The organism is Bradyrhizobium tropiciagri (genome assembly GCF_018130545.1).
GTDB lineage: Bacteria > Pseudomonadota > Alphaproteobacteria > Rhizobiales > Xanthobacteraceae > Bradyrhizobium > Bradyrhizobium tropiciagri_A.
Genome location: NZ_JAFCKF010000009.1, coordinates 384,672 through 407,173, shown reverse-complemented (window position 1 = coordinate 407,173; position 22,502 = coordinate 384,672). Strand labels below are relative to the sequence as shown.

At 63.6% G+C, this 22,502-nt stretch carries 18 protein-coding genes and 1 tRNA gene; 4 read left to right on the top strand and 15 right to left on the bottom strand.

The annotated features are described in order from the left end of the window. On the bottom strand, positions 1-930 hold a 930-nt coding region (locus tag JQ616_RS33805; RefSeq protein ID WP_433996027.1), incomplete at its 3' end, for a ParB/RepB/Spo0J family partition protein. 1,299 nt (positions 931-2,229) lie between these two features. On the opposite strand from JQ616_RS33805, the gene JQ616_RS33800 reads away from it, so the two are divergent. After that, complete coding sequence (locus tag JQ616_RS33800) at positions 2,230-3,447, top strand: hypothetical protein (protein ID WP_212022370.1); 1,218 nt, start codon at positions 2,230-2,232, stop codon at positions 3,445-3,447. A gap of 57 nt (positions 3,448-3,504) precedes the next feature. Here JQ616_RS33800 and JQ616_RS33795 read toward each other — a convergent pair. From JQ616_RS33795 to JQ616_RS33760, 8 genes are all read right to left on the bottom strand, one after another. After that, positions 3,505-3,580: transfer RNA gene (locus JQ616_RS33795), tRNA-Lys, on the bottom strand. 176 nt (positions 3,581-3,756) lie between these two features. Continuing rightward, positions 3,757-4,338: a Spy/CpxP family protein refolding chaperone gene (locus JQ616_RS33790; protein WP_212022368.1), complete on the bottom strand. Its 582-nt coding sequence runs from the start codon at positions 4,336-4,338 to the stop codon at positions 3,757-3,759. Between the two features lie 204 nt (positions 4,339-4,542). Next, positions 4,543-5,826 (bottom strand): TRAP transporter large permease, encoded by a 1,284-nt coding sequence (locus JQ616_RS33785; RefSeq protein WP_212022366.1) that lies wholly within the window; start codon positions 5,824-5,826, stop codon positions 4,543-4,545. Beyond that, on the bottom strand, positions 5,826-6,398 hold the full coding sequence (locus JQ616_RS33780; RefSeq protein ID WP_212022364.1) for a TRAP transporter small permease: 573 nt from the start codon (positions 6,396-6,398) through the stop codon (positions 5,826-5,828). The genes JQ616_RS33785 and JQ616_RS33780 overlap by 1 nt, the downstream gene beginning before the upstream one ends. Positions 6,399-6,553: 155 nt before the next feature. Then, a complete protein-coding gene (locus JQ616_RS33775; protein WP_212022362.1) occupies positions 6,554-7,558 on the bottom strand; it encodes a TRAP transporter substrate-binding protein in 1,005 nt (334 codons plus the stop codon). A 1,061-nt stretch (positions 7,559-8,619) separates the two neighbouring features. After that, positions 8,620-9,312, bottom strand: a complete 693-nt coding sequence (locus tag JQ616_RS33770; RefSeq protein ID WP_212022360.1) for a glutathione S-transferase family protein — start codon at positions 9,310-9,312, stop codon at positions 8,620-8,622. A gap of 143 nt (positions 9,313-9,455) precedes the next feature. Then, on the bottom strand, positions 9,456-10,667 hold the full coding sequence (locus JQ616_RS33765; RefSeq protein WP_212022357.1) for an ABC transporter substrate-binding protein: 1,212 nt from the start codon (positions 10,665-10,667) through the stop codon (positions 9,456-9,458). A 113-nt stretch (positions 10,668-10,780) separates the two neighbouring features. Then, entirely contained in the window at positions 10,781-11,419 is a 639-nt protein-coding gene (locus tag JQ616_RS33760) for an exopolysaccharide biosynthesis protein (RefSeq protein WP_212022355.1), read from the bottom strand. Positions 11,420-11,457: 38 nt separating this feature from the next. Between JQ616_RS33760 and JQ616_RS33755 the strand changes: the two genes are divergently transcribed. Next, positions 11,458-11,979, top strand: coding sequence for a hypothetical protein (locus JQ616_RS33755; RefSeq protein WP_212022352.1), 522 nt, complete (start codon positions 11,458-11,460; stop codon positions 11,977-11,979). Positions 11,980-12,007: 28 nt separating this feature from the next. Here the strand turns inward: JQ616_RS33755 and JQ616_RS33750 are convergent, their stop codons facing one another. From JQ616_RS33750 to JQ616_RS33735, 4 genes are all read right to left on the bottom strand, one after another. Further along, positions 12,008-12,718 (bottom strand): substrate-binding domain-containing protein, encoded by a 711-nt coding sequence (locus JQ616_RS33750; RefSeq protein ID WP_249137582.1) that lies wholly within the window; start codon positions 12,716-12,718, stop codon positions 12,008-12,010. A gap of 31 nt (positions 12,719-12,749) precedes the next feature. Beyond that, positions 12,750-15,536 (bottom strand): formate dehydrogenase subunit alpha, encoded by a 2,787-nt coding sequence (gene fdhF / locus JQ616_RS33745; RefSeq protein WP_212022351.1) that lies wholly within the window; start codon positions 15,534-15,536, stop codon positions 12,750-12,752. 37 nt (positions 15,537-15,573) lie between these two features. Beyond that, positions 15,574-17,286 carry an NAD(P)H-dependent oxidoreductase subunit E gene (locus JQ616_RS33740; RefSeq protein WP_212022349.1) on the bottom strand — a complete coding sequence of 571 codons (1,713 nt, stop codon included), beginning with the start codon at positions 17,284-17,286 and terminating at the stop codon, positions 15,574-15,576. Positions 17,287-17,486: 200 nt separating this feature from the next. Beyond that, positions 17,487-18,740, bottom strand: a complete 1,254-nt coding sequence (locus JQ616_RS33735) for a molybdopterin molybdotransferase MoeA (RefSeq protein ID WP_212022347.1) — start codon at positions 18,738-18,740, stop codon at positions 17,487-17,489. 184 nt (positions 18,741-18,924) lie between these two features. Here JQ616_RS33735 and JQ616_RS33730 point away from each other — a divergent pair, with 184 nt between their 5' ends. Together JQ616_RS33730 and mobA are read left to right on the top strand one after the other, a co-directional pair. Further along, a complete protein-coding gene (locus JQ616_RS33730; RefSeq protein ID WP_212022346.1) occupies positions 18,925-19,809 on the top strand; it encodes a formate dehydrogenase accessory sulfurtransferase FdhD in 885 nt (294 codons plus the stop codon). Then, positions 19,802-20,419 (top strand): molybdenum cofactor guanylyltransferase MobA, encoded by a 618-nt coding sequence (gene mobA, locus JQ616_RS33725; RefSeq protein WP_212022344.1) that lies wholly within the window; start codon positions 19,802-19,804, stop codon positions 20,417-20,419. Before JQ616_RS33730 ends, mobA begins: the two co-directional genes overlap by 8 nt. 10 nt (positions 20,420-20,429) lie before the next feature. Here the strand turns inward: mobA and JQ616_RS33720 are convergent, their stop codons facing one another. Both JQ616_RS33720 and JQ616_RS33715 read right to left on the bottom strand, forming a co-directional pair. After that, on the bottom strand, positions 20,430-21,068 hold the full coding sequence (locus tag JQ616_RS33720) for an HD domain-containing protein (protein ID WP_212022439.1): 639 nt from the start codon (positions 21,066-21,068) through the stop codon (positions 20,430-20,432). Positions 21,069-21,200: 132 nt separating this feature from the next. Continuing rightward, positions 21,201-22,193: a LysR family transcriptional regulator gene (locus JQ616_RS33715; RefSeq protein ID WP_212022342.1), complete on the bottom strand. Its 993-nt coding sequence runs from the start codon at positions 22,191-22,193 to the stop codon at positions 21,201-21,203. Positions 22,194-22,502: the final 309 nt, after the last annotated feature.

Here is a 22,502-nt window from a genome sequence, read left to right as displayed (position 1 = left end):
ATCCTCCGCCGAAAGCTCGACCGGATGCGGATAAACGCGACGCATGCCGTGCGCATGCGGGAAGTCGAGATGGGCTTGCGTCCACTTCCACCCTTCCGCCGCCCGCAAGCTATCCGCCTCGCGGCCGAGCCTTGCCGTCACCAGGAGATCGAGCAGCGCGACGTCCTCCAGATAGCCGCCGCGATCCTCGGTAAAGAGGTCGCGCAGGACCGTTCCGCCCGCTTCCACATAGGCCTCGAGCCCGACAAAACGCGCCCGGCGATCCGTGGCGGCGATATGGGTTTCGGTGAGCAGACGACGGATCGTGCAGGCATCGCGGTCGTAGGAGAGCCGCTCGTAGACAGCCTCCTGCCGCGCCTGATCGTCGGTGATGGCAAAGGCCATCACCTGCTCAAGCGCCAGCTCGCCATCGCGATAGAGCTGCATCAATTTAGGGGAAACCGCGCCCAGCCGGAGCCGTTGCCGCACCACATTGGGCGTGACGCCAAAGCGTGCGCCGATCTCCTCCGCGCCAAAACCACGCTCATCCGCAAGCTTCCGGAACGCATCGAACTGGTCGGCCGGATGCATGCTTTCCCGGGTGACGTTCTCGTCCAGGCTGATCTCGTGGGGGTCGTTCGCGGTGTCGACAATGCAGCGGATCGGCTCGGACTTCTTGATTTCCTTGCGCTTCACCCGCAGCAGCTGGGCCAGCCGCCTGCCCTCGCCGATGGTCACGCAGAAGAACCCGGTGGCCGCCCCCTCCCCATCGACCTCCGGTTCAATGACCAGATTCTGCAGGATGCCTTTGGCGGCGATGCTCGCCGCCAAAGCCTCGATCGCCGCCTCGGTGTGCGGCGTCTTGCGGGCATTGTTCGGGGACTTCTTGAGCTTGCCGAGCGGAACGCGAACCTCCGTTCCATCAGGTATTCCAATTGACTTGGCCGACATGATCATTCTTCCTTTTGCTTCCATGGGTGCAAGGCGCACTCCGCGCCTGCGCCCCTGCCCGTCGGCGAGACCGGGGCTAGCAAGTGCCAGGGCGACCCGGGTGGAGGGGTATCTCCCGCCCGCAAGGGCCGCTCAAAGAGCGGGTCTGCACAAGCGCATGCCATGTCGTCCAAAGCCGGCGAGATGAGCAAAGCGCGGAAGACCGGGGAGACCGCCCGGGTCGGCGCCGGCGAAAGCTGGCGCTTTACCCTGGCGCGCGCGAGGGGCAGCGCCCCTGAGATCCGACTATGACAATGCCGGGCAACTCGGAAGAAGTGAGAGCAAGGCAAGGGTGAGAAGATCAAAACGGCAGCCGGCGAGAGGGCAGTGATAGCGACGCGGGCATGCAATGACCGCGGGCACCGAGGCGACTGCAGTCGCGAGACCGGTCAACAAGGCACCCGAGCGCGGGACAGCGATAGCGACGCCGGCACGGCGGGGCCCGCGAGCGAGTGCCTCCGGCGAGCGACACATTATATATCTTCTGCTTGCGCGAGGGATCGAAGCCGAATGGCCGAGACGCCATGCGGCTCGGTTGACGAGAACCCGCTGCGGCGATAGCCGCACGCGCACCGAGATCAGACTGAATAGGACTGCGACGGGGGAGAGCGAGAAGAGGCCAGCCGAGTGCCTTCATCGAGACTTCCACCTCGATATCCAGCACGACGGGGTCACCGCGCTGCGCTAAGCAAAGGCTTGCGAGACCAAGCAGGATGCGCAGGTCGTGGATGCAATAACGCAGAGATGATCGACTTGACCAAACGGTCAGCAATCAGACCGACATGACGCTAGCACGCCGATCTGGGCGCAGGATGCAGCATGTTGCTTGGGCTTGGTGTTGAACGATCAGACCTCATAATGTTGGCTGTGCCTTATGTCGGTCAACGGCCCCGCAGACAAACCGAGCAGTGTCAGCAGAAGGCGCTATGCGACCACACGATATGATGCGCTGTCGCCTCGCTATCCGGAGAGCGGCGCATGGCCAGCTGAGATGCGAATTGACATGCTCGCTGCATACCTTGATTTCAGGAGTGTACGCGAACTCGTGCTCGCCGTCGCTCGAGGCGAAGCGCCGGCACCAACGAGCTGCCGAGGCAACGGCCGGTCGCGAGAAGCAATTTGGGCAAGGGCTATCGTGGACGAGCATGTTGCGGGAGCCCGCGCCGTCAGGCAGAATCTGAGGACATCTGATCTGGCAGCGCTGGTATGAAACCTCCCAAGACCGCCCTGAGATTGCCCCGGTACTGCAGGCGGAAGCCGTTGAAGGGTGGCCGATGGGCCTACTTCTTCGAGCCTCCAACCTGGGCACGCGAGCAAGGATGTCACGTCAAGGCGGAAGCACTCGGGGAGATTTACAGCGCTGCAGTTGAGCGCGCCGAATACGTCCTGCTGCCCGCTTTCGACAGCTGGCGCTCCCGCGGAATGACGGACATGGTTCCGCTTGGGATCACCCCAGGGTCCTTTGACTGGCTCGTCGGCGTGTTCAAGACCCACCAGAAGTGGAAGGAAATCGACCACAAGACCCAACGGCTCTACGAACAGGGTTTGTCTCTGTTCGCCGACTACAAGCTGAAGGATGGCACCCGTACCGGGTCGAAGCAGATCTCTCAGTTTACCAAAGGCTTTGCCGACACGATCTATGCGAAGCTGCTTGTCGTGGAAGAGAAGGACGCGGACGGCAATATTGTCGAGCGCGAACGGCGCCGCTTCGCGAATGCGGCGATGGCCGCTTGCAGGCGCGCCTGGTTCGTCGGTCAGCGAGCCCAGGAGAAGCACGTGCCGGCGGTCAATCCATTCTCGCGAATGGGCCTGAAGGCGCGATCACCGGGCAAGCCTGTCCGAGAGACACCGACCGCGACCTGGGACGAACTCGTTGCATTTAGGGAAGCCGCAAAGAAGCTCGGATACTTCTCAGTTGCAACGGCCGCACTGGTGACCTGGGAATGGTTGCAGCGCGAGGAGCATGTATTCGGCGCCTTCGAGATCACGCACTACCGTCCAAGGGAGCGGCCCAACAGCGTCAAGATCGTTCATCCAAAAAACGGCGAGGAAGCCTGGTGGCCACTTTTCGATGACCGGGGCGAGGCGCTCTTCCCGGAACTGATGGCCGAACTCGACGCCATCAAGGAGGTCATGGTTTCGGGCCTGGTCTTCCGGCGCGACCACGCACACCGCAGATCAACTACCCCGTTACCATGGATCACCGAGCGCAAGGATCTGCGGTACCTGCGCAGCGTCGTGAAGGACATCGTTACGGCAGCCGGCATTCGGGCCGAGCTTTCATTCACCTCTTTCCGCCATGGCGGGTTTACGGAGGGGGCCGACAGCGATCTGACGGATGCGGAACTTCGTGCCGCCGGCCGCCATCGGTCGGCGCGGCAATTGCCGACCTATGCGAAACGCACTCGCAAGCAGCTCATATCGGGGACCCGGAAACGGCGCGAGGAGCGAACAAAAGCAGCCGTTTTGTCGGAATAGACACGGCTGCTTGTCGGAATGACCGCTACGAGGGCTAACCTAAGCTATTGAAAAGCTTGGTGGGCGCACCAGGGCTCGAACCTGGGACCCGCTGATTAAGAGTCAGCTGCTCTACCAACTGAGCTATGCGCCCGGAACTTGTCCGGAAATGACCCTCGCAAGAGAGGCCGTCGTTTAGCAAAGCGATTCCGCGATGTCCAGCAAGCTCACGCAAGTTTTCCCGACTTTTACGAAGCCTCGTGACAGACGAAAGGCCGCCGGATTCCGGCGGCCTTTCAGACGCTTGGCGATGCTGCCGGCGGCGGGCGCTCAAAGCCGGCCGGAGCGCTCCTGATCCGGAGCGTCGTCGCGGTCGAAATGATGGTCGCGGCCGCCGCGCTCCCAGCGATCCATGCCGCGCTCGATACGGTGGCGGCGCCAGCCCTCGGCACCGAAGCCACGGCCTTCCATATGGGTGAGCATGGTCAGCCGCCGCTTCTGGTTGTCGTCGAGCGTCTTGTAGAGCGGATCGGCGGCATCGGCGATCTTCTTCAGCGAGGTTGCGGTCGCCGCCATGTTGTCGGCGCGCTCGCGCAGACGCGCCACCGGATCATCCGGCTTGTCGGCCTTGTCGGCATCGGCCTTCTCGGCGGCCATCCGCGCATTGGCGCGATCGAGCCGCGTCTTGGCGAAGTCGCGCACCGCGGTCTCGACCGGCGGCCACAGCTTCTCCTGATCAGCAGTCAGCTTCAGCCCGGCGTGCACCGCGGCGATGCGCGCGTCGAGGAAGGCGGCCCGATCCTCGGGGCTCATCCGCATATGGCCATGGAACCAGGGGCGATGCTGGGCATAGACCGCGGTCGAGCCGGCTATCGTGAGCGCCGCGAGACCGGCGAGCAGAACTTTCTTCATCCGAACCTCCTTTGAAGTTTCCCTGAGGATGATGCTGCCCGGTGCTGCCTTCAACTTACGGATTGGACAGAGAGAGCTTTCTTGCCAAGATGTAATCCGCTTCATTGCCCATCAGAAACAACCAAAGCGCGACCTCGCGCTTTGGATTTCTGTTGTTTGCACATGATCTCCGCGCGTGTGCGCCGCTTGTCGAGAGACCTTTCGTCAAATCATTCCCAACAGCCGCGGCAGCCACAGCGAGATCTCCGGCACGTAGGTGATCAGGCCGAGGAACACCAGCATCGCGCAGAGCCACGGCAGCACCGAGATGGTGATCTCGCTGATGCCCATCTTGGCGATACTGCTCGCGATGTAGAGGTTGAGGCCAACAGGCGGATGGCACAGTCCGACCTCGGTGTTGACGATCATCAGGATACCGAGATGCACCGGGTGCACGCCGAGCTTGGTCGCCAGCGGAAACAGGATCGGCGCCATGATCAGGAGGATCGACGACGGATCCATCACGTTGCCGGCAAGCAGCAGGATGACATTGACGACCAGCAGGAACATCCACACCGAGAAGTTCTTGTCGATGATCCAGGCCGCCATCTCCTGCGGGATCTGCTCATGCGTCATCAGGAACGAGAACAGCACCGCGTTGGTGATGATGTAGAGCAGCATCGAGCTCATGCTCGCCGCCTGCAGCAGCACCTTCGGCACCTCGGAGAGCTTGAGCTCCTTGTAGACGAACACGGTGATGAAGAACGCGTAGGTCGCGGCGACCGCGGCGGCTTCGGTCGGCGTGAAGATGCCGCCATAGATGCCGCCGAGCACGATCGCGATCAGCGAGAGGCCCCAGATGCTTTCGCGGAACGCGGTGAACTGCTGGCCGATGGTCGCGCGCGGCATCTTCGGATAGCCGTTGCGCTTCGCGACGAAGAAGGTCACCGCGGCCAGCATCAGCGCGAGCAGGATGCCCGGCACGATGCCGGCCATGAACAGCGCGCCGATCGAGGTGTTGGTCGAGACGCCGTACAGCACCAGGATGATCGAAGGCGGCACCAGGATGCCGAGCGCGCCCGAGGTCGAGATCACGCCGACGCCGAACCGCTTCGGATAGCCGTGATCGACCATCGCCGGCATCATGATCGAGCCGATCGCGACCACGGTGGCGACGCTCGAGCCCGAGATCGCGGCAAACATCGCACAGGCCGCAACGCCGGCTAGCCCGAGGCCGCCGGGCAGATGCCCCACCAATGAGGTCGTGAACGCGATCATCCGCCGCGCGACGCCGCCGCGGGTCAGGAACGTGCCGGCCAGGATGAAGAACGGGATCGCCATGATGCCGAAATTGTCGAGGCCCGAAAACAGCTTCAGGCCGACGCTTTCGATCGGCACGTCCGTCATCGTGAACAGGAAGGTCAGCACGCTCAGGCCGAGCGAAATCGAAATCGGCATGCCCGTCAGCATCAGGGCAAACAGCAGTCCGAAAATAAGTGCGGCACTCATCACGCTTCTCCAAGCGCGATCGGCGCGGTCTTGCTGGTCTCAACGCCGTCGACATGGGAGGCATCATGGTGCGGCAGCTCGCCGGTCCACCAGAAGCTCCAGCACACCTGCAGGAAACGGAAGCACATCAGATAGGAGCCGAGCGGAATACAGGCATAGACGATCCAGCTCGGGATCTCCATGTCGGGTGATACCTGGTCGGTGTGCATCAATTCGAACACGAACTTGGCGCCCATGGTGCCGACGATCGCGGTGAACAGCGCGCCGCCGAGCAGGCCGAAGGTGATGACGCGCTTGCGCCAGGCGTCATTGAGGCGGTTGATCAGCACGTCGACGCCGACATGGATGCCGGTGCGCACGCCATAGGCGGCGCCGAACTTCGCCATCCAGATGAACATGTAGATGCAGAGTTCCTGCGACCAGGCGAGGTTGATGCCGAACAAATACGGATAGAGCACGGGCACGTCGACCAGGAAGCGATGCACAACCGTGACGAAGGTCAGGAGCGTCGCGCCCCCCATCAGGCTCGCGATGATGATTTCCTCGAGCCGGTCCAGAATTTTCAGCAGCATTGATCTCCCCTGTCATGGCCTGATGCGGCAACCGGCCACGGCACCCGACCGCGGCCTGACGCGGCCGCGGCATTCGTTAGATATGCGGTTCAGATCCGCGTTTTGTTGAGCATGATCTGTCCGGAAAACCGGTCTCCGGTTTTCCGGATCACGCCTCAGTTCATCGGGCTGCGGCCCGTTTCCTTGAGGAATTCGTCGATCAGCGGCTGGCCGACGCGCGAGGCGACGTCCTTGTAGACCGGCATCATTGCCTTGCGCATCGCCTCGTCCTGCTCCGGCGACAGCGAGATGATCTCGGTCTTGCCGGCCTTCTTGATCTCGGCGAGCGCGTCCTCGTTCTCCTTGGCCGACTGGCTGTTGCCGAACTCGGTGGCTTCCTTCATCGCCTTGGAGAGCTCGTCGCGGATATCGGCCGGCAGGCCGTCCCAGAACTTCTTGTTCACGACCACGACGTAGCCGATGTAGCCGTGGTTGGTGACGGTGGCGTACTTCTGCACCTCATGCATTTTCTGGGTGTAGATGTTCGACCAGGTGTTCTCCTGGCCGTCGACCACGCCGGTCTGCAGCGCCTGGTAGACATCGGAGAACGCCATCACCTGCGGGATCGCGCCGAGCGCGCGGAACTGGGCTTCCAGCACCTTCGACGACTGGATCCGGAATTTGAGTCCCTTGTAGTCTGAAGGCGCGATCAGCTTCTTGTTCGCGCTCATCTGCTTGAAGCCGTTGTCCCAATAGGCGAGACCGGTCATGCCCTTGGAGTCCAGCTTCTTGAGCAGCTGGGCGCCGAGCGGGCCATCGGTCACCTTGCGCAGCGATTTCAGGTCCGGAAGAATATAGGGCAGATCGAAGACTTCGAATTCCTTGATGCCGATCGGACCGAACTTCGAGTTCGACGGCGCCAGCATCTGCACCGCGCCGAGCTGCAGTGCCTCGAGCTCTTCCTTGTCCTTGTAAAGCGTCGAGTTCGGATAGACCTCGACCTTCACCTTGCCGCCGGTGTACTTCTCGGCGAGTTCCTTGAATTTGTCGGCCGCCTTGCCCTTCGGCGTATCCGACGCCACCACGTGGCTGAATTTGAGAACGATCGGCGCCTGTGCCGACGCCTGTCCGACAAAGGTCAAAGCCGCGATCGACGCCGCAGCCAAAATGAATTTACGCATGTTTCCTCCCGCGTATTGCGGAGCACGATTTCCGGCCCCGAGACATCCGGTCGCACCATTACAGAGAAGCAACGACGATTGCCATTGCCCCTTTAGCAGGGGCTATTTGCGCCATTGCTGCACTGCAAAATCCGATGCGACGGTATCCTTTTCGGCTCTTGCGACCGTTCAATGACACCGCCCGCACGCTGTGCCCGGCCAAGGCCACGCGGTCAATGCGAGGTTCGGCAATGGCGAATTCGCCGGGCGCGAATGCTGGTGGCTATCCTGGCTGCTGTCCCTCCGCCGCCCGCGGCGTAGACAGCTTTCACAGCAACCACAACTGTCGTCCCTGCGAAAGCAGGGACCCATACTCCGCAGCTTTCGTTGCTGAAGGGATTCGTCGTTCCAGCATCGCGCAACAATCAGCATCTGTGGTTATGGGTCCCTGCTTTCGCAGGGACGACAGCGAGTGTGTGGCACCGCTGTGAGTCATACAGAGTCATACATCCGCATTCTCGCGACATGAATTGCCCGAGCTTTGCTCTTCGTTTCGCCCCCCTCTCACAGAGGGCGCAGGGAAAGCCGGGTGCCGATCGCACCCATGGGCCCCGTGCAATGGGTAGCAAGCACGGGGGGTAGGACCACAGGTGTAACCGGAGCAATTCGGCTTTCCCTGCGCGATGGGTTACGGCTTATACGTGCTCTCCCCGGTGAGACTTGGCTTTTTTGTCACCGCTTCCGCAAAACGCTTGCGCGTTTCGTGGGAGGACACCTGCCACTAGGGCGTCAGGCCTGCACGATTTCGCCGTCCGTCTTGCGTGCTCTCGTCAGCACCACGCTCGGCGTCCACCGCATCTCGACCCGCGTTCGTGACGACCGCGAAGCGCCCCTCGATCGGGTGAAACGGGCAGAGTCATACACGAGATTGTAGTTACGATAAACCGAATTATTTTTGCACGAGGCGATTGACAGGTTTTGCTGAGTTGCCCGTCGTGTCGAACAAGCAACACACCCCGAACGAACACGACGCCCCGCAATACCTTAGATGCATGGCATCGGCAGCTTGACGCACTCCGCGCTCACTCACTGACAGCCGCGTGAATGGCACGGCAATGCCGTGCCAGCGCGTCGTGCGAGACCACGAATGCCTTCAGCGGCGTTTCGATGTCGTAGAAATAGATGTTGGCCACGAAGCCATAGATGCCGGCGTCGATGCTCGTCGGTCTGTCGCCATGCACATAGCCCCGCGCCGGGATCAGGCTCGCGAGTGCCGCGAGATCGGCGAGCCCGCGGGCCATCGCAGCGTCAGGCGTGAAGCGGCCGATGCCTTGATAGTAGTAACGCTGGGCGTTGAACGCCTTGGCCTTCATCAACCCGTCGTCGGTGAGGCCTGGATGCTCGCGCTTGAGCGCATCGCGGAACTGGGGCCAGTAGCGTTCGTCCTGCCAGCGCGAATAGGACATCACCCAGTAGAGATCGTCGAGCGTGCGGGTGACGAGGAGGTTGGTCGCGCGTTGTGCCGGCGTCAGCGCCGCATCCAGCGTCACGCGATATTTGTCAGTGACATAGGCGAGGATGGTCTCGCTGTCGCCGACGGTGTCGTCGCCGTCGATGATATAGGGCAATTGCTGGCGCGGCGCCTTCGAGGCATCGAAAATGTGTTCGTGCCGGAAGGGCACGCCGGCGAGCTTCAGAAAGGCGAATACCTTCAACCCGTAGCCGTTGTTGTCGGCGACGCCGAACAACGGCGGATAGGAATAGAGCGTGAGCATGGCGGCTCCGTCACGTTCCGGCTGGCGACAGGCTACCTCAGGATCGATCGGCTGGAAACGTCAGACGGGTAAGCCCGGGTCGGGACGCAGCCGATTGGTGGCTGCGTCCCAATATGCCAACCGGCACGGCCGGCGCTCGCGTCTCAGCGCGACGCGGTGCTGATGTTCTCGCCGAAGAACTTCCAGGTCTTGCCGTCGAACTTCGCGAGCTTGAACGTGTCGAAGGTCGAATAATTGGTCGGCGACACCGAGACCGTGATGCCCGGCAGCAGGAGCGGCAGCGAAACCTTGCTGATGTTGGTGGCCTGCTTCAGCAGGTTCTCGCGCGTCAGCTCGTCGCCGCAGTTCTTCAGGATGATCGCCGTGAACTGCGCCGAGAGATAGCCGATCTGGTTGCTGCCATCGATCGGATTGCCCTCGGGATACCACTGCTTCATGAAGGCGAGATAGTCCTGCACACCCTTGTCGGTATCCCACGCCGGGTCGCCCACCACCTTGGTGGCGAGCGCCGTCATCAGGCCGGTGGACGCTTCGAGGCCGGCAGGCTCGAGCACGCCGCCGATCGAACTGGCGACCGAGACGATGAAGTGCGTCGGCTTCCAGCCGAGATCGGCAACCTTGCGGATCGCCTGCGCGCCGAACTTCGGTGTCGTGATCGTCATCAGCACGTCGGCGCCCGCGGCCTTCAGATTGACGATCTGGGAATCGATCGTCGGATCGGTCACCTCGTAGCTGAGCTCCTTGACGATCAGGCTGGCCTTCTCGCCCAGCCCCTCCTTGAAGCCTTTCAGGTAGTCCTTGCCGAAATCGTCATTCTGGTAGATCACGCCGATCTTGGCGTTCGGCAGCTCCTTGAGGATGTACTTGGCATAGATCTTCGCTTCCTGCGCATAGGGCGGATAGAACGGCGTGGTCCAGGGAAACTCCTTCGGATCGTTCCACTTCGAGGCCCCGGTCGAGATCAGGAGATGCGGGATCTTCTTGCCGTTGAGGTATTTTTGAATCGACGAATTGGTCGGCGTGCCCAGTGAGCCGATATTGGCAAGGATCTCATCCTGCTCGACGAGCTTGCGCGTCTGCTCCACCGTCTTCGGCGGGCTATAGCCGTCGTCCATGCTCAGAAGCGTGATCTTGCGGCCGTTGATGCCGCCCTGGCTGTTGATCATCTTCCAGTAGGCGGCTTCGGCCCTGCCCTGCGTGCCGTAGGCCGAGGCCGGACCACTATATGGCATGGTCTGCCCGATCTTGATTTCGGTATCGCTGGCGCCGGGATCGTACTTCTTGTCGGCGGCGAGCACCGCCGAGGTGGAAACAAGGCTGAGCGCGGCGATTGCCGCGAGCGTGATGCAACGCATGTGTTCTCCCCATTCGCGCCGCTGTTTGCCGCGACGTCGGACGGGATAATGATCATGCCTGCGCGGGATGTCGACCCCTTAAGTCCCCCTGAGCCCGCCCTCGCCCTCGAAGGTCAGAGCCCCATCCAGGCCATCACGGCGGTGAACGATGCCCAGAGGGTCCATCCGAGCCCAGCGAGGGAAATCAGCGCAGCCGCCATCGCAACAGCCAGCAGCAGACCGTCCTCCTGCAAATAGGCGATCGCGATCAGCACGACCACCATTCCGGGAATCACGTTGACCAGCGGCAGCGGCCAGCCGGCCGAAAAGGCCAGCAGAAAGACCACCAGCCCGACGAGCCGGTCGATCACGTCGCGACGCGCATCCCAGCGCGGCCGGCTGATCCGCTCGATCGCCTGCAGCATCGGGCGGACAAAGACGGTGAACCGCTTGAAGCGCTTGAAGTCGAACTGCCGCTTCGAGACGAAATGCGGGAACGACGGCGCGCTGTGGCCGAGCATCATCTCGACCGCCGGAAACAGCAGCGCCAGCGTCGCAATGGTCGCGACGCCAGGAATAATCACCAATAGCCCGAGCAGCAGCAGGAGCAGGCCGAATGACCGCTTATCCAAATTGCTGAGGAGCCATTCGAGGTCGACGGGGCCGTCCGGTGCTTGAGCGACGAGTTCCTCAAGAAGCTGGGACGTGTGCGTGGGCGCCAATGGGGCTCCGGACAAAAGGGACATGGAAGCCAAAGTGGTCAGACTCGGCATCGATTGCAACCGTCGCCGAAGCAGACTAGGAAGCATGGGTGACCCACGATTCCGATCAGGCATGGCAGCGCCATGCGCCGACGAGGCCGATTCCCGCTGCGCGCCGCCGCTGGCCCTGGTTCCTGTTGATCCTCGTCATCCTCGCCGTAGCGGGCGCCGGGGGCGTGTACGCTTGGCCGCAAATCGCGCCGCTGGTTCCGTCGCTCGGCATCGCGGCGCCCAGCGACAAGGCGGCCGCCGACAAGGAGGCGCTGCCGGATCTGCTCGCCGCCCAGCAGAAGCTCGAGGATGACGTCGGCGCGCTCGGCAAGTCGGTGGCCGACCAACAGGAGCAGCTGAAAACGATCACCGACCAACTGGCGGCCCTGGCGTCGAAGGTCGATGCGATGCAGCGTCCCGCGCCGGCCCCCGTGCCGCCGCCGGCCGTAGCTGAGCAACCGCGTGCGCCGGTGGCGCAGGCCGCCCCGAAGCCGCGCAAGCCGCCGGTTCGGGCGCCAAAACCGTCGGGTCCGATTTCAACCGGCGGCGCGCCGCTCAGCGCGGCCCCGAGCAATAACTGAGCCCCAGGTCTCCGTCAGTGACGGCAGGTTAGCCGCGCGCCGGCTCCATGCCCGCCCGCTTGATTGCCGCGCGCAAGCGATCGCTGTCCGATGACAGAAAATCGATCAGCCGCCTGGCCGCTTCCGGCGCCCTGGCGTCGCTGACGATGGCGGCCGTGAAGGTCTGGACCAGCTGGAGGTCGGCAGGCAGCAGGCCGAGCAATTCGACGCCGGTCTCCTGAACCAGTTCGCTGGTCGGCCCGATCGAGAGATTTGCCTTGCCTGCCCGCAGCGCTTCGGCCGCCTCTGTTCCGCGCGCTTCGAGGGTGAGCCGCACCGTGTCCGGCAAATTCAGCTTCGGGAAGATTTTGTCGCGGACGTACTGCCCGCTGGTGCTGCTCGGCGCCACCACCTGGCCGGCATCGATCAAAGCCTTGGTGAGCGCTGCATCACTGCTGATATCAGGCTTGCGATCGCCGGCGCGAACCGCGGCGGCCAGAGGCGCCGTCGCCAGCCCGGCATCGGACCCCGGACGAATCCGTCCGTCCTCGATCAGCGTGCGAAGTCCCTCGCGCGAGAGAATTACGACATCCGCCTCGGTGCCGTGCGCAAGCTGGTGCCGGATGGTTTTCGGACCGATGCCCTCCGACGCGCCGGATCCGGTTTCCACCGTGATGCCGGTGCTTCGCTCGAATTCAGGCAGCACCTCCCGGTAGACCGCAGCGAAGCCGCCGGAAATGATGACCTTGATCGTCGTCAATGCAGCGGCCCCCCATTCCGTCTCGCGGCCGCTACTCCGCCGCGGTCCGGATATCGATCTTCTCGGCGCGGACGGCGCAGAATTTGAACTCCGGAATCTTGCCGAATGGATCGAGCGCCGGGTTAGTCAACAAATTCGCCGCCGCCTCTGCATAGCAGAACGGCATGAAGACCATGTTTTCGGGCACGTCGCGGTCGGCGCGCACCTTGACCTCGACCGCGCCGCGGCGGGTCTCGAGCCGGATGAAGTCGCCGGGCGCGAGCCCCTTCTTGCGCATGTCCTTCGGCGTCATGAACGCCACCGCTTCGGGCTCGATCTGGTCGAGCACCTGAGCGCGTCGCGTCATCGAGCCAGTGTGCCAATGTTCGAGGACACGTCCGGTCGACAGCACCATCGGGTACTCGTCGTCGGGCAATTCATCCGGCGGGATCACCTTGGCCGGCACGATCTTGCCGCGGCCGCTTTCGGTCGGGAAACCGGTGGTGAAGATGATCTCATTGCCGGGCTTGTCGGGATCGTCGACCGGATAGGTCACCGCGCCCTCGCGCACCAGCCGCTCCCAGGTGATGTTCTTCAGCGACGGCATCAGCTCGGCCATCTCGGTGAAGACCTCGCCCGGCCCCGCATAATTCCACGGCAAGCCCATCCGCTTGCCGATCTCCTGGATGATCCAGAGATCCTGCCGCGCATCGCCCGGCGGCTTGATCACCTCGCGCGCGAGCTGCACGCGGCGATCGGTGTTGGTGAAGGAGCCGGACTTCTCGGCGAACGCCGAGGCCGGCAGGATGACGTCGGCGTGGAACGCGGTCTCGGTGACGAACAGATCCTGCACCACGAGATGATCGAGTTTGGCCAGCGCCTGACGCGCATGCTGCAGATCCGGATCGGACATCGCGGGATTTTCGCCCTCGACATACATGCCGTGGATTTCGCCGGCGTGGATCGCGTTCATGATCTCAACCACGGTAAGGCCGCGGACCGGATCGAGCTCCTGCCCCCACAGCTTCTCGAAGGCGCCGCGCATGTCGTCGCGGCCGACCGGCTGATAGTCCGGCAGGAACATCGGGATCAGACCGGCGTCGGAGGCGCCCTGCACGTTGTTCTGGCCGCGCAGCGGATGCAGCCCGGTGCCGGGACGGCCGACCTGACCGGTGATCAGCGCAAGCGCGATCAGACAGCGCGCATTGTCGGTGCCGTGAACATGCTGGCTGATGCCCATGCCCCAGAAGATGATCGACGACTTGGCCCGCGCGTAAGCACGCGCGACCTCGCGCAGCGTCTCGGCGGGAATGCCGCAGATCGCAGACATGCGCTCCGGCGTGAACTCCTGGATCTTGGTCTTGAGGTCGTCATAGCCCTCGGTATAGCCGGCGATGTACTGCTCGTCGGTCAGGCCTTCGGTGATGATGGTGTGGATCATCGCGTTCAGCATCGCGACGTCGCTGCCCGGCTTGAATTGCAGGTGTTTTGTGGCATGGCGCGACAGCGTCTGCCGGCGCGGGTCCATCACGTAGAGCTTGGCGCCGCGCTTTGCGGCGTTCTTGATGTAGGTCGCAGCGACCGGATGGTTCACGGTCGGATTGGCGCCGATCACCCAGATCACCTCGGCGTCGGCCGCGGCCGCGAACGGCGCCGACACCGCGCCGGAGCTCAGTCCCTCGAACAGCGCTGCCACCGACGAGGCGTGGCACAGCCGCGTGCAGTGATCGACATTGTTGGAGCCGAAGCCGGTGCGGACCAGCTTCTGGAACAGATAGGCTTCCTCGTTCGAGCCCTTGGCCGAGCCGAAGCCGGCAAGCGCCTTGGCGCCTTTCTCGTCGCGGATTTTTCGCAGGCCCGCCGCGGCGAGATCGAGCGCTTCTTCCCAGGATGCTTCGCGGAAATGGGTGTAGGGGTTGGCCGGATCGACCTGGTCGTTGGCGTCCTTCTTGACGCCGGGCAGCCGCACCAGCGGCTTGGTCAGGCGATTGGGGTGATGGATGTAGTCGAAGCCGAAGCGGCCCTTGACGCAGAGCCTGTTGTGATTGGCGGGACCATCGCGGCCTTCCGCGTAGATCACCTTTTCGTCCTTGACCTCGTAGGTGACCTGGCAGCCGACGCCGCAATACGGGCACAGCGAGTCCACCTTCCTGTCCGGGTAGGTGACGCGGGTCTGCTTGTCGTCCAGCATCACGGCCGGCATCAGCGCACCGGTCGGGCAGGCCTGCACGCATTCACCGCACGCGACGCAGGTCGATTCGCCCATCGGATCGTCGAAGTCGAATACGATCTTGGCGTCGTGATTGCGGTAGGCCATGCCGATGACGTCGTTGACCTGCACCTCGCGGCACGCCCGCACGCAGAGGCCGCACTGGATGCAGGCGTCGAGATTGACGCTCATCGCCGGATGGCTGGTGTCGGCATGCCAACGCTCGGTCGCGGGGAAGCGGCTTTCGGTGACGCCGGTCTTCTCGGCCCAATGCCAGAATTTCGAATCCGGATCGTGCGAGGTCTCGCGCGCGGGCTGGTCGGCGACGAGCAGCTCCATCACCATCTTCTGCGCCGCAACCGCACGCTGGCTCGCCGACTTCACCTTCATGCCGACCGAAGGCGTCCGCTTGCAGGATGCCGCCAGCACGCGCTCGCCTTCGATCTCGACCATGCAGGCGCGGCAGTTACCATCAGGCCGATAGTCCGGCGCGGGCGAATAGCAGAGATGCGGGATCTCGGTGCCCTGGCGTTTCGCGACCTGCCAGATGGTTTCGCCGGCCCGCGCTTCGACCTGGTGGCCGTCGAGCTCGAATTGAATGACCTGGCCGGAGTTCTGATTGTTGCTCATTCAAAATCCTCGTCGAAATTCGCCCTGCTTGGTCCGCCTATTCGGCGGCTTGCTGCGGACGAAAGCCGTCCGGAAAATACTTGATCACTGAGGTCAGCGGATTGGAGGCCGCCTGACCGAGGCCACAGATCGACGCATCGCGCATCGCCTGGCTCAATTGGTCGAGCAGTTCCTTGTTCCAGACCGGTTGCTGCATCAGCAGCACTGCCTTCTCGGTTCCGGCGCGGCAGGGCGTGCACTGCCCGCAGCTCTCGTCCTCGAAGAACTTCATCAAATTCAGCGCGGCGTCCCTGACGTCATCGGCCTGCGAGAGCACGACGACGGCGGCGGAGCCGATGAAGCAGCCGTATTTCTCCAGCGTACCGAAATCGAGCGGGATGTCGTCCATCGAGGCCGGCAGGATGCCGCCGGATGCGCCGCCCGGCAGATAGGCCTGCAAGGTGTGGCCATCGGCCATGCCGCCGCAGAACTCGTCGATCAGCTGGCGCAGCGTGATGCCGGCCGGCGCAAGCTTGACGCCGGGATCCTTGACGCGTCCGGACACCGAGAAGCTGCGCAGGCCGTGGCGTTCGTTGCGGCCATGGCTCTTCCACCAGTCGGCGCCCTTCTCGACGATGTCGCGCACCCACCACAAGGTCTCGATGTTGTTGATCAGCGTCGGCAGGCCGAACAGCCCGACCTGGAACGGATAGGGCGGTTTGTGCCGCGGCAGGCCGCGCTTGCCCTCGATCGATTCCAGCAGCGAGGATTCCTCGCCGCAGATATAGGCGCCGGCGCCGCGCCGCAGATGCAGCACAGGACCACCGGGCGGCAGCTTCGCGATCTCGCGCGCGAGGATCTCGCGGCAGGCCGGATATTCGTCGCGGATATAGATGTAGACTTCGGGCGCCTCGACCACATGCGCGCCGATCAGCATGCCCTCGAGGAAGCGATGCGGATCGGTCTCGAGATAATAGCGGTCCTTGAACGTGCCGGGCTCGCCTTCGTCGCCGTTGACCGCCATCAGCCGCGGACCGGGTTCGCCGAGTACGGCGCGCCATTTGCGGCCGGTCGGAAAACCGGCGCCACCAAGACCGCGCAGCGACGCATCGTCGAGCGCCTTCAGCAGATCTTCCCGCGGCAGCGCGCCCGAGCGCAGCCGCGTCAGCAGCTGATATCCGCCGCCGGCAACATAGGCGTCGTAGTCGACGTATGGCGGAAGGTGCACATGGGTGTCGCCGCTCTTCGCCGCCGCGAGCAAATTGCTGACGGTGGCATGATCGACGAAGTTGTGGCCGACTTCCGCAGCGGGTGCGGTGTCACAGCGGCCGACGCACGGCGCCCGCACCACGCGGATGCCGGGGCCGGCGCGGGACTGAAGATCCTTCAACAACTGCTCGCCGCCGAGCATCGCGCAGGTCAGCGAATCGCAGACGCGCACGGTGAGCGGTGCGATATCCGGCTCGCCCTCCTTCACGATGTCGAAATGCGCATAGAAGGTCGCGGTCTCGAACACTTCGGCGAAGGACAGCTTCATCTCGTCGGCGAGCGCGGCAAGATGCGCCGCCGATATCTGATGATACTTGTCCTGAATCAGATGCAGGTACTCGATCAGCATATCGCGCCGCCGCGGCCGATCGGCGAGCAGCGCCTCGATCTCATGCGCGGCCACAGGGTCGACCTGGCGTCCCTTGGGCGTGGCTTTCGCCCGCTTCCTGCCCTGTCCGGGATGCTCGAACGCGCGGACCTTGTGAACGTCGCCTTGGCTCATGAATCCTCGCCTTGAAACCGCGTCTTGGAACTCCGCTTGCACTGATAGCGTCGGTTCAACCCAACTCTATTCTCTGGCATGCCACAGGCAAGCAGATTTAGAACGTCTCTAGGGGCGTCCGGTTGCCGCGCAGGCCATTGTTAGTGTTTGCCTATCGGGCGATCCGATTTTCAAATCACGAGACAACCGAGTCTGCGGTCTCACAGCAGGTCGGCGTAACCGAGAAAGCCGACAGCATCGCCCGGCTCGACCCGCACGATGGACTCGCCGAGCTCGATCAGCCCATCGGTCTCGACCAGCGACGACAGCAGACCGGCCCCCTCACGGGGAAACTTGGTCGCCTCCAGCGCACCGTCCGCCGCCCGGCGCAGCGAGGCACGGACATATTCGCGCCGGCCGCTCTTCTTCTTGTAGCTGAAGGCGGCCCGAACCGGCATCGGCTGCAAAGGCGACGGCAAGGCGCCCGACAGCGCCAGCACGGTCGGCCGCACCACGTGGACGAAGGTGACGAAGCTCGCCACGGGATTGCCGGGCAAGCCGATCAGCGGCGTGCCGTCGATGATTCCCATCGCCACCGGCCGACCCGGCTTGATCGCCATCCGCCACAGCACCAGCGAACCGGCCTGTTCGATGCCGGCCTTGACGTGGTCCTCTTCCCCGGTCGAGACGCCGCCGGTGGTCAGGATCAGGTCGTAGCGCCGCGCGACCTGCTTGAGTGCATCGGCGAGCTCGGCCCGTTCGTCGCGCAGGATGCCGAGATCGCCGACCTCGCAACCGAGCCGACGCAACATCGCCATCAGCATGAAACGGTTGGAATCGAACAACTGCGCCGCAGTGCGCGCGCTGCCGGGTGCGGCCAGTTCGTCGCCGGTGGAGAACACGCCGACGCGCAGCCGCCGCACCACATCGAGCGTGGTCAGCCCGAAGGCCGCAGCGACAGCGATGTCCTGCGGGCGCAGGCGCCTACCCGACGCCAGCGCGACATGGCCGCGTGCGATGTCCTCGCCGGCGGGGCGCACATTGGCGCCCACCTTCAGGCCGGACGGCAGGATCACGTTGCCTGTGTCATCGATCCGTACGTCCTCCTGCATAAACACGGTGTCGGTGCCGTCGGGCATCGGCGCCCCGGTGAATATCCGCACCGCCTGGCCGCGCTGTGCGGGCTCTGCCGGCGCTCCCGCCTGCACCCGCCCGGCAACGGGAAACGCGCGCTCGCCGTTCGCCGGCAAATCTGCGCCGGACACCGCATAACCGTCGACGGCGGAATTCATGAAGGGCGGCAGCGGCAGCGGCGCTGCGATATCGCCGGCCAGGATGCGCCCGTCGGCATCCACCAGCGCCACGGCTTCGGTCTCGCCGACCGGCTTGACGCGCGTGGCGATGATCGCAACGGCCTCGTCGACCGACATCATCGGTCCGCCGAATGCGAAGCAGTCGTCCGAAAGCTGCGCCATGATCTTTCTCAGTCCTCGGCCATCGACAGGATTTGTTCGACCCGGATCGCGAACTGCGGCGTTATCCTTAAAGCCGGACCAACCATGACAGTTCCGGCAAGCCGGCAGAGAGTGGCCAGTCGGTCTCCGACCGTGCTTATATCCCTAGCTTCGCTACCATGTGAACCCATCAGGACTGCGACCTGTGACCGCGAAAACCACCGCTCCCATCATTGTTCCTGATCCGGACGATCCGCGCCTGACCGAGCGCGTCATCGGCGTCGATCAGACCGGCGCGCGGACCGAGATCAAGGTGCCGGTGGAGCGGCCGCTAACGCTGTACCTCAACGCGCAGGAGATCGTCACGATGATGACGATCAACGATTATCCCGAATACCTCGCGCTCGGCTACCTCTTGAACCAGAACATGCTGAAATACGACGACGTCGTCACCGAGGTCGAATATGACGACGATCTCGAGGTCGTCGTGGTACGCACCGCGCACCACACCAATTTCGAGGCCAAGCTGAAGAAGCGCACGCAGACTTCGGGTTGCGCACAGGGCACGGCGTTCGGCGACCTGCTGGAAGCCGTCGAGAAGGTCGCGCTGCCGAAGGCCGAATTGCGCACGTCCTGGCTCTACCGGATGACGCACACCATCAACACCATGCCATCGCTCTATCTGGAAGCGGGCGCCATCCACGGCTGCGTGCTGTGCAAGGAGAGCACGCCGGTCTGCTACACCGAGGATGTCGGCCGGCACAACGCCGTCGACAAGATCGCGGGCTGGATCTATCGCCACAATGTCGATCCGGCCGACAAGATCCTCTACACGACCGGGCGGCTCACCTCGGAGATGGTGATCAAGACGGTGCGGATGGGCATCCCGATCCTGGTGTCCCGCTCGGGCTTCACGGCGTGGGGCGTCGATCTGGCGCGGCAGGTCGGGCTGACGCTGGTCGGACGCGCGCGCGGCAAGCGCTTCATCGCGCTGTCAGGCCAGGAGCGGATCGTCTACGACCAGAACCTCGACTACGTCGAAGAGGAATCGATGCGACACAAGCGCAAGGGCGAGACCGACAATGACTGAGATCCCGGGCGTGCTGCTCGCCGGCGGGCTCGCGCGGCGGATGGGCGGCGGCGACAAGCCGATGCGCACGATCGCCGGCCGCACCATCCTGCAACGGGTGATCGATCGTCTCGCGCCGCAATGCGGCGGACTGATCATCAACGCCAATGGCGATCCCGCGCGTTTCGCCGCGTTCGACCTTCCGGTCGTCGCCGACGATGTCGCCGATTATCCCGGCCCCCTTGCCGGCATCCTGGCCGCGCTCGACTGGACCGCGGCCAACCGGCCGGATGTGAAATGGGTGCTGAGCGCGGCGGGCGACTGTCCGTTTCTGCCCCGCGATCTCGTTACACGCCTGGAACGGGCACGCGCGGTGGAGAATGCCGAGCTCGCGGTCGCGTCATCCGGCGGGCAGACCCATCCCGTGATCGGACTCTGGAGCGTGCGGCTGCGGAGCGAATTGCGCCACGCGCTCGTCGAGGAGGACGTACGCAAGATCGATCGCTGGACCGCGCGCTATCCGCTCGCAACGGTCGAATGGCCGACCGAGCCGCTCGATCCGTTCTTCAACGCCAACACCGTGGAAGACATCGCGGAAGCGGATCGTCTTGCCGCGCTCGATGGCGGATAACGTCTGCCGCTCAGCTCGGCCACGGCGTGTTGCGGATCCGGGTGCAGGCGTTCGGCCGGTGAAATGTCGGATCGCGATCGACGACAAAATCGAAATTGACGGTGCCGAACGTGGTCTGCGGCTTCTTCAGGGCCGAGCAGGTCTGAACCTCGATGAACTCGTTCTTGAAGTCACCGCGCGGAAACGCAGCAAGGACGCCGTCGCGCTGTTCGGCCGTATAATCATCATATCCAATGCCGACGGCATCGACGAGGACACCCGCATTGGTGAGCGCGATTTCCGGCCGCATGTATTGCGGGATGCCGGGCGTGGTGTGCAGGGCAACCGCTTCCCACACCAGGTCCGCCTTCGGCTCCGGGATGCCATGGCTCCTGAGAAACTTGCGCGCCGCATCGGCGCCGTCGATTTCAAACCGCTTGGTCTCCGTATGGAAGTGATCGACAAGGCCGAGATCATGAAACAGTGCGGCGACATAAAGCAGTTCGGGGTCGAACTTCAGATTTTGCCTGACGCCCTTCAGCGCGCCAAACATGAACACGCGGACCGAATGATTGAACAGCATCTCGGTCTCGTACTGTCGCACCAGCTCCGCTGCTTCCCGGGCGATCTTGCTATCCGGGATTTGAATGCCGGAAATCGTGTATCCTATCATCACACTCCTGCCTCCGCCGCTGGGAATCGTTGCCCAATACGTAACCTGGGCATGAGCAAACGAAAGGTCTTGCTGCGTGAAGATTCTGCAGGAGGATCGTGAGGCTGATGCAGCATCCCGCGCGAGGGCTTACGCCTCAGCCGCCCTGCGGTCTCCCGTTGCATTCCCCGCTTCCGCGGAGCGCAGATAGTCCAGCATCAGGCGGCTGGTTGCGGACAGATGCGCGACATCACGGACCACGATCTTCAGCTCACGTCGTCCCCAATCGTCGCGCAGCGGGATCGCACGAAGGCCCATGCCGGCACCGACGACCTGGAACGCGCGATCGGGGATCAGCCCGAGCCCCATATTGGCCTGCACCATGCGGCAGACCGCATCGAAGCCGGGCACATTGATCCGCAACCGCATGGTCTTGCCGGCCTGGGTCGCCGCATATTGCGAGCGCAGATAGATCGAGCTCGCGGTGTGCAGGCCGATCTGGTCGAAATCGAGCGTCTCGGTGAACAGCAATTTGTCGCGGCCGGCCAGCGGATGGTCCGGCCGCATCACGACCACCAGATTGTCGTAGCGGTAGTGAAAGGCTTCGAGCGCACGGCTGTCGGATTCACCCGAGCAGATGCCGAGCTCGGCCGCGCCCTCCTCGATGCCGCGCACCACCTGCCCGCTCGGCCGTTCCTGCAGATCGACGCGCAGCAATTCATGCGCTGCGAAGAAGGCCGAAAGATCCTCGGGCAAGTACTGCACGATCGCCGAAAGGTTGGCGAGCATGCGGACATGGCCACGCACGCCTTGCGAATATTCCGACAGCTCGACCGCGATCTTCTCGACATTGAGCAGTGTGACCCGGGCGTGATGCAGCAGCGCCTCCCCGGCCGGCGTCAACGCCATGCCCTTGGCGAGCCGCTTGAACAGCGTGACGCCGAATGCCAGCTCGAAGTCGTTCATCCGCTTCGACACGGCAGAGGCCGCAATCCCCTCGCGCAGCGCCGCGCGGGTCAGGTTCTGCTCGTCGCAGACCGCGACGAACAGGCGGAGCGTGGTGAGGTCCACCCGCCGCGTCAGCGCGGTCTCGGCCGGGGTGGCGGCGCGCGGGAGAGCGACGTCGAGGGAGGTGAGCGACATGGGCGGCGTCCCCGGGGTGGAATGGGCGCAGGTTAGCGCCGGGGGTGGCGCGGAAGATTCCAAAGCAGTGCGGGAGAAGACGGATTGTTGGGATAGGATTCCAACAATCCGGCGGAAAGACGCTTTCGATTCCAGGATGTGGAAACGCAGGTCGAGCGAGCGGCGATTGGTCAGGTGAAATGATCCGCAGCGCTTAGCGTTAACACGCGGTGTCGGAAGAGATTGAGTCGGCTGGCACAAACTGCCGATATCAAGGTTTTTTATGAAGACGCAAAACTGTTCTCGTCCGGAGAACACCGGTTACAGTTT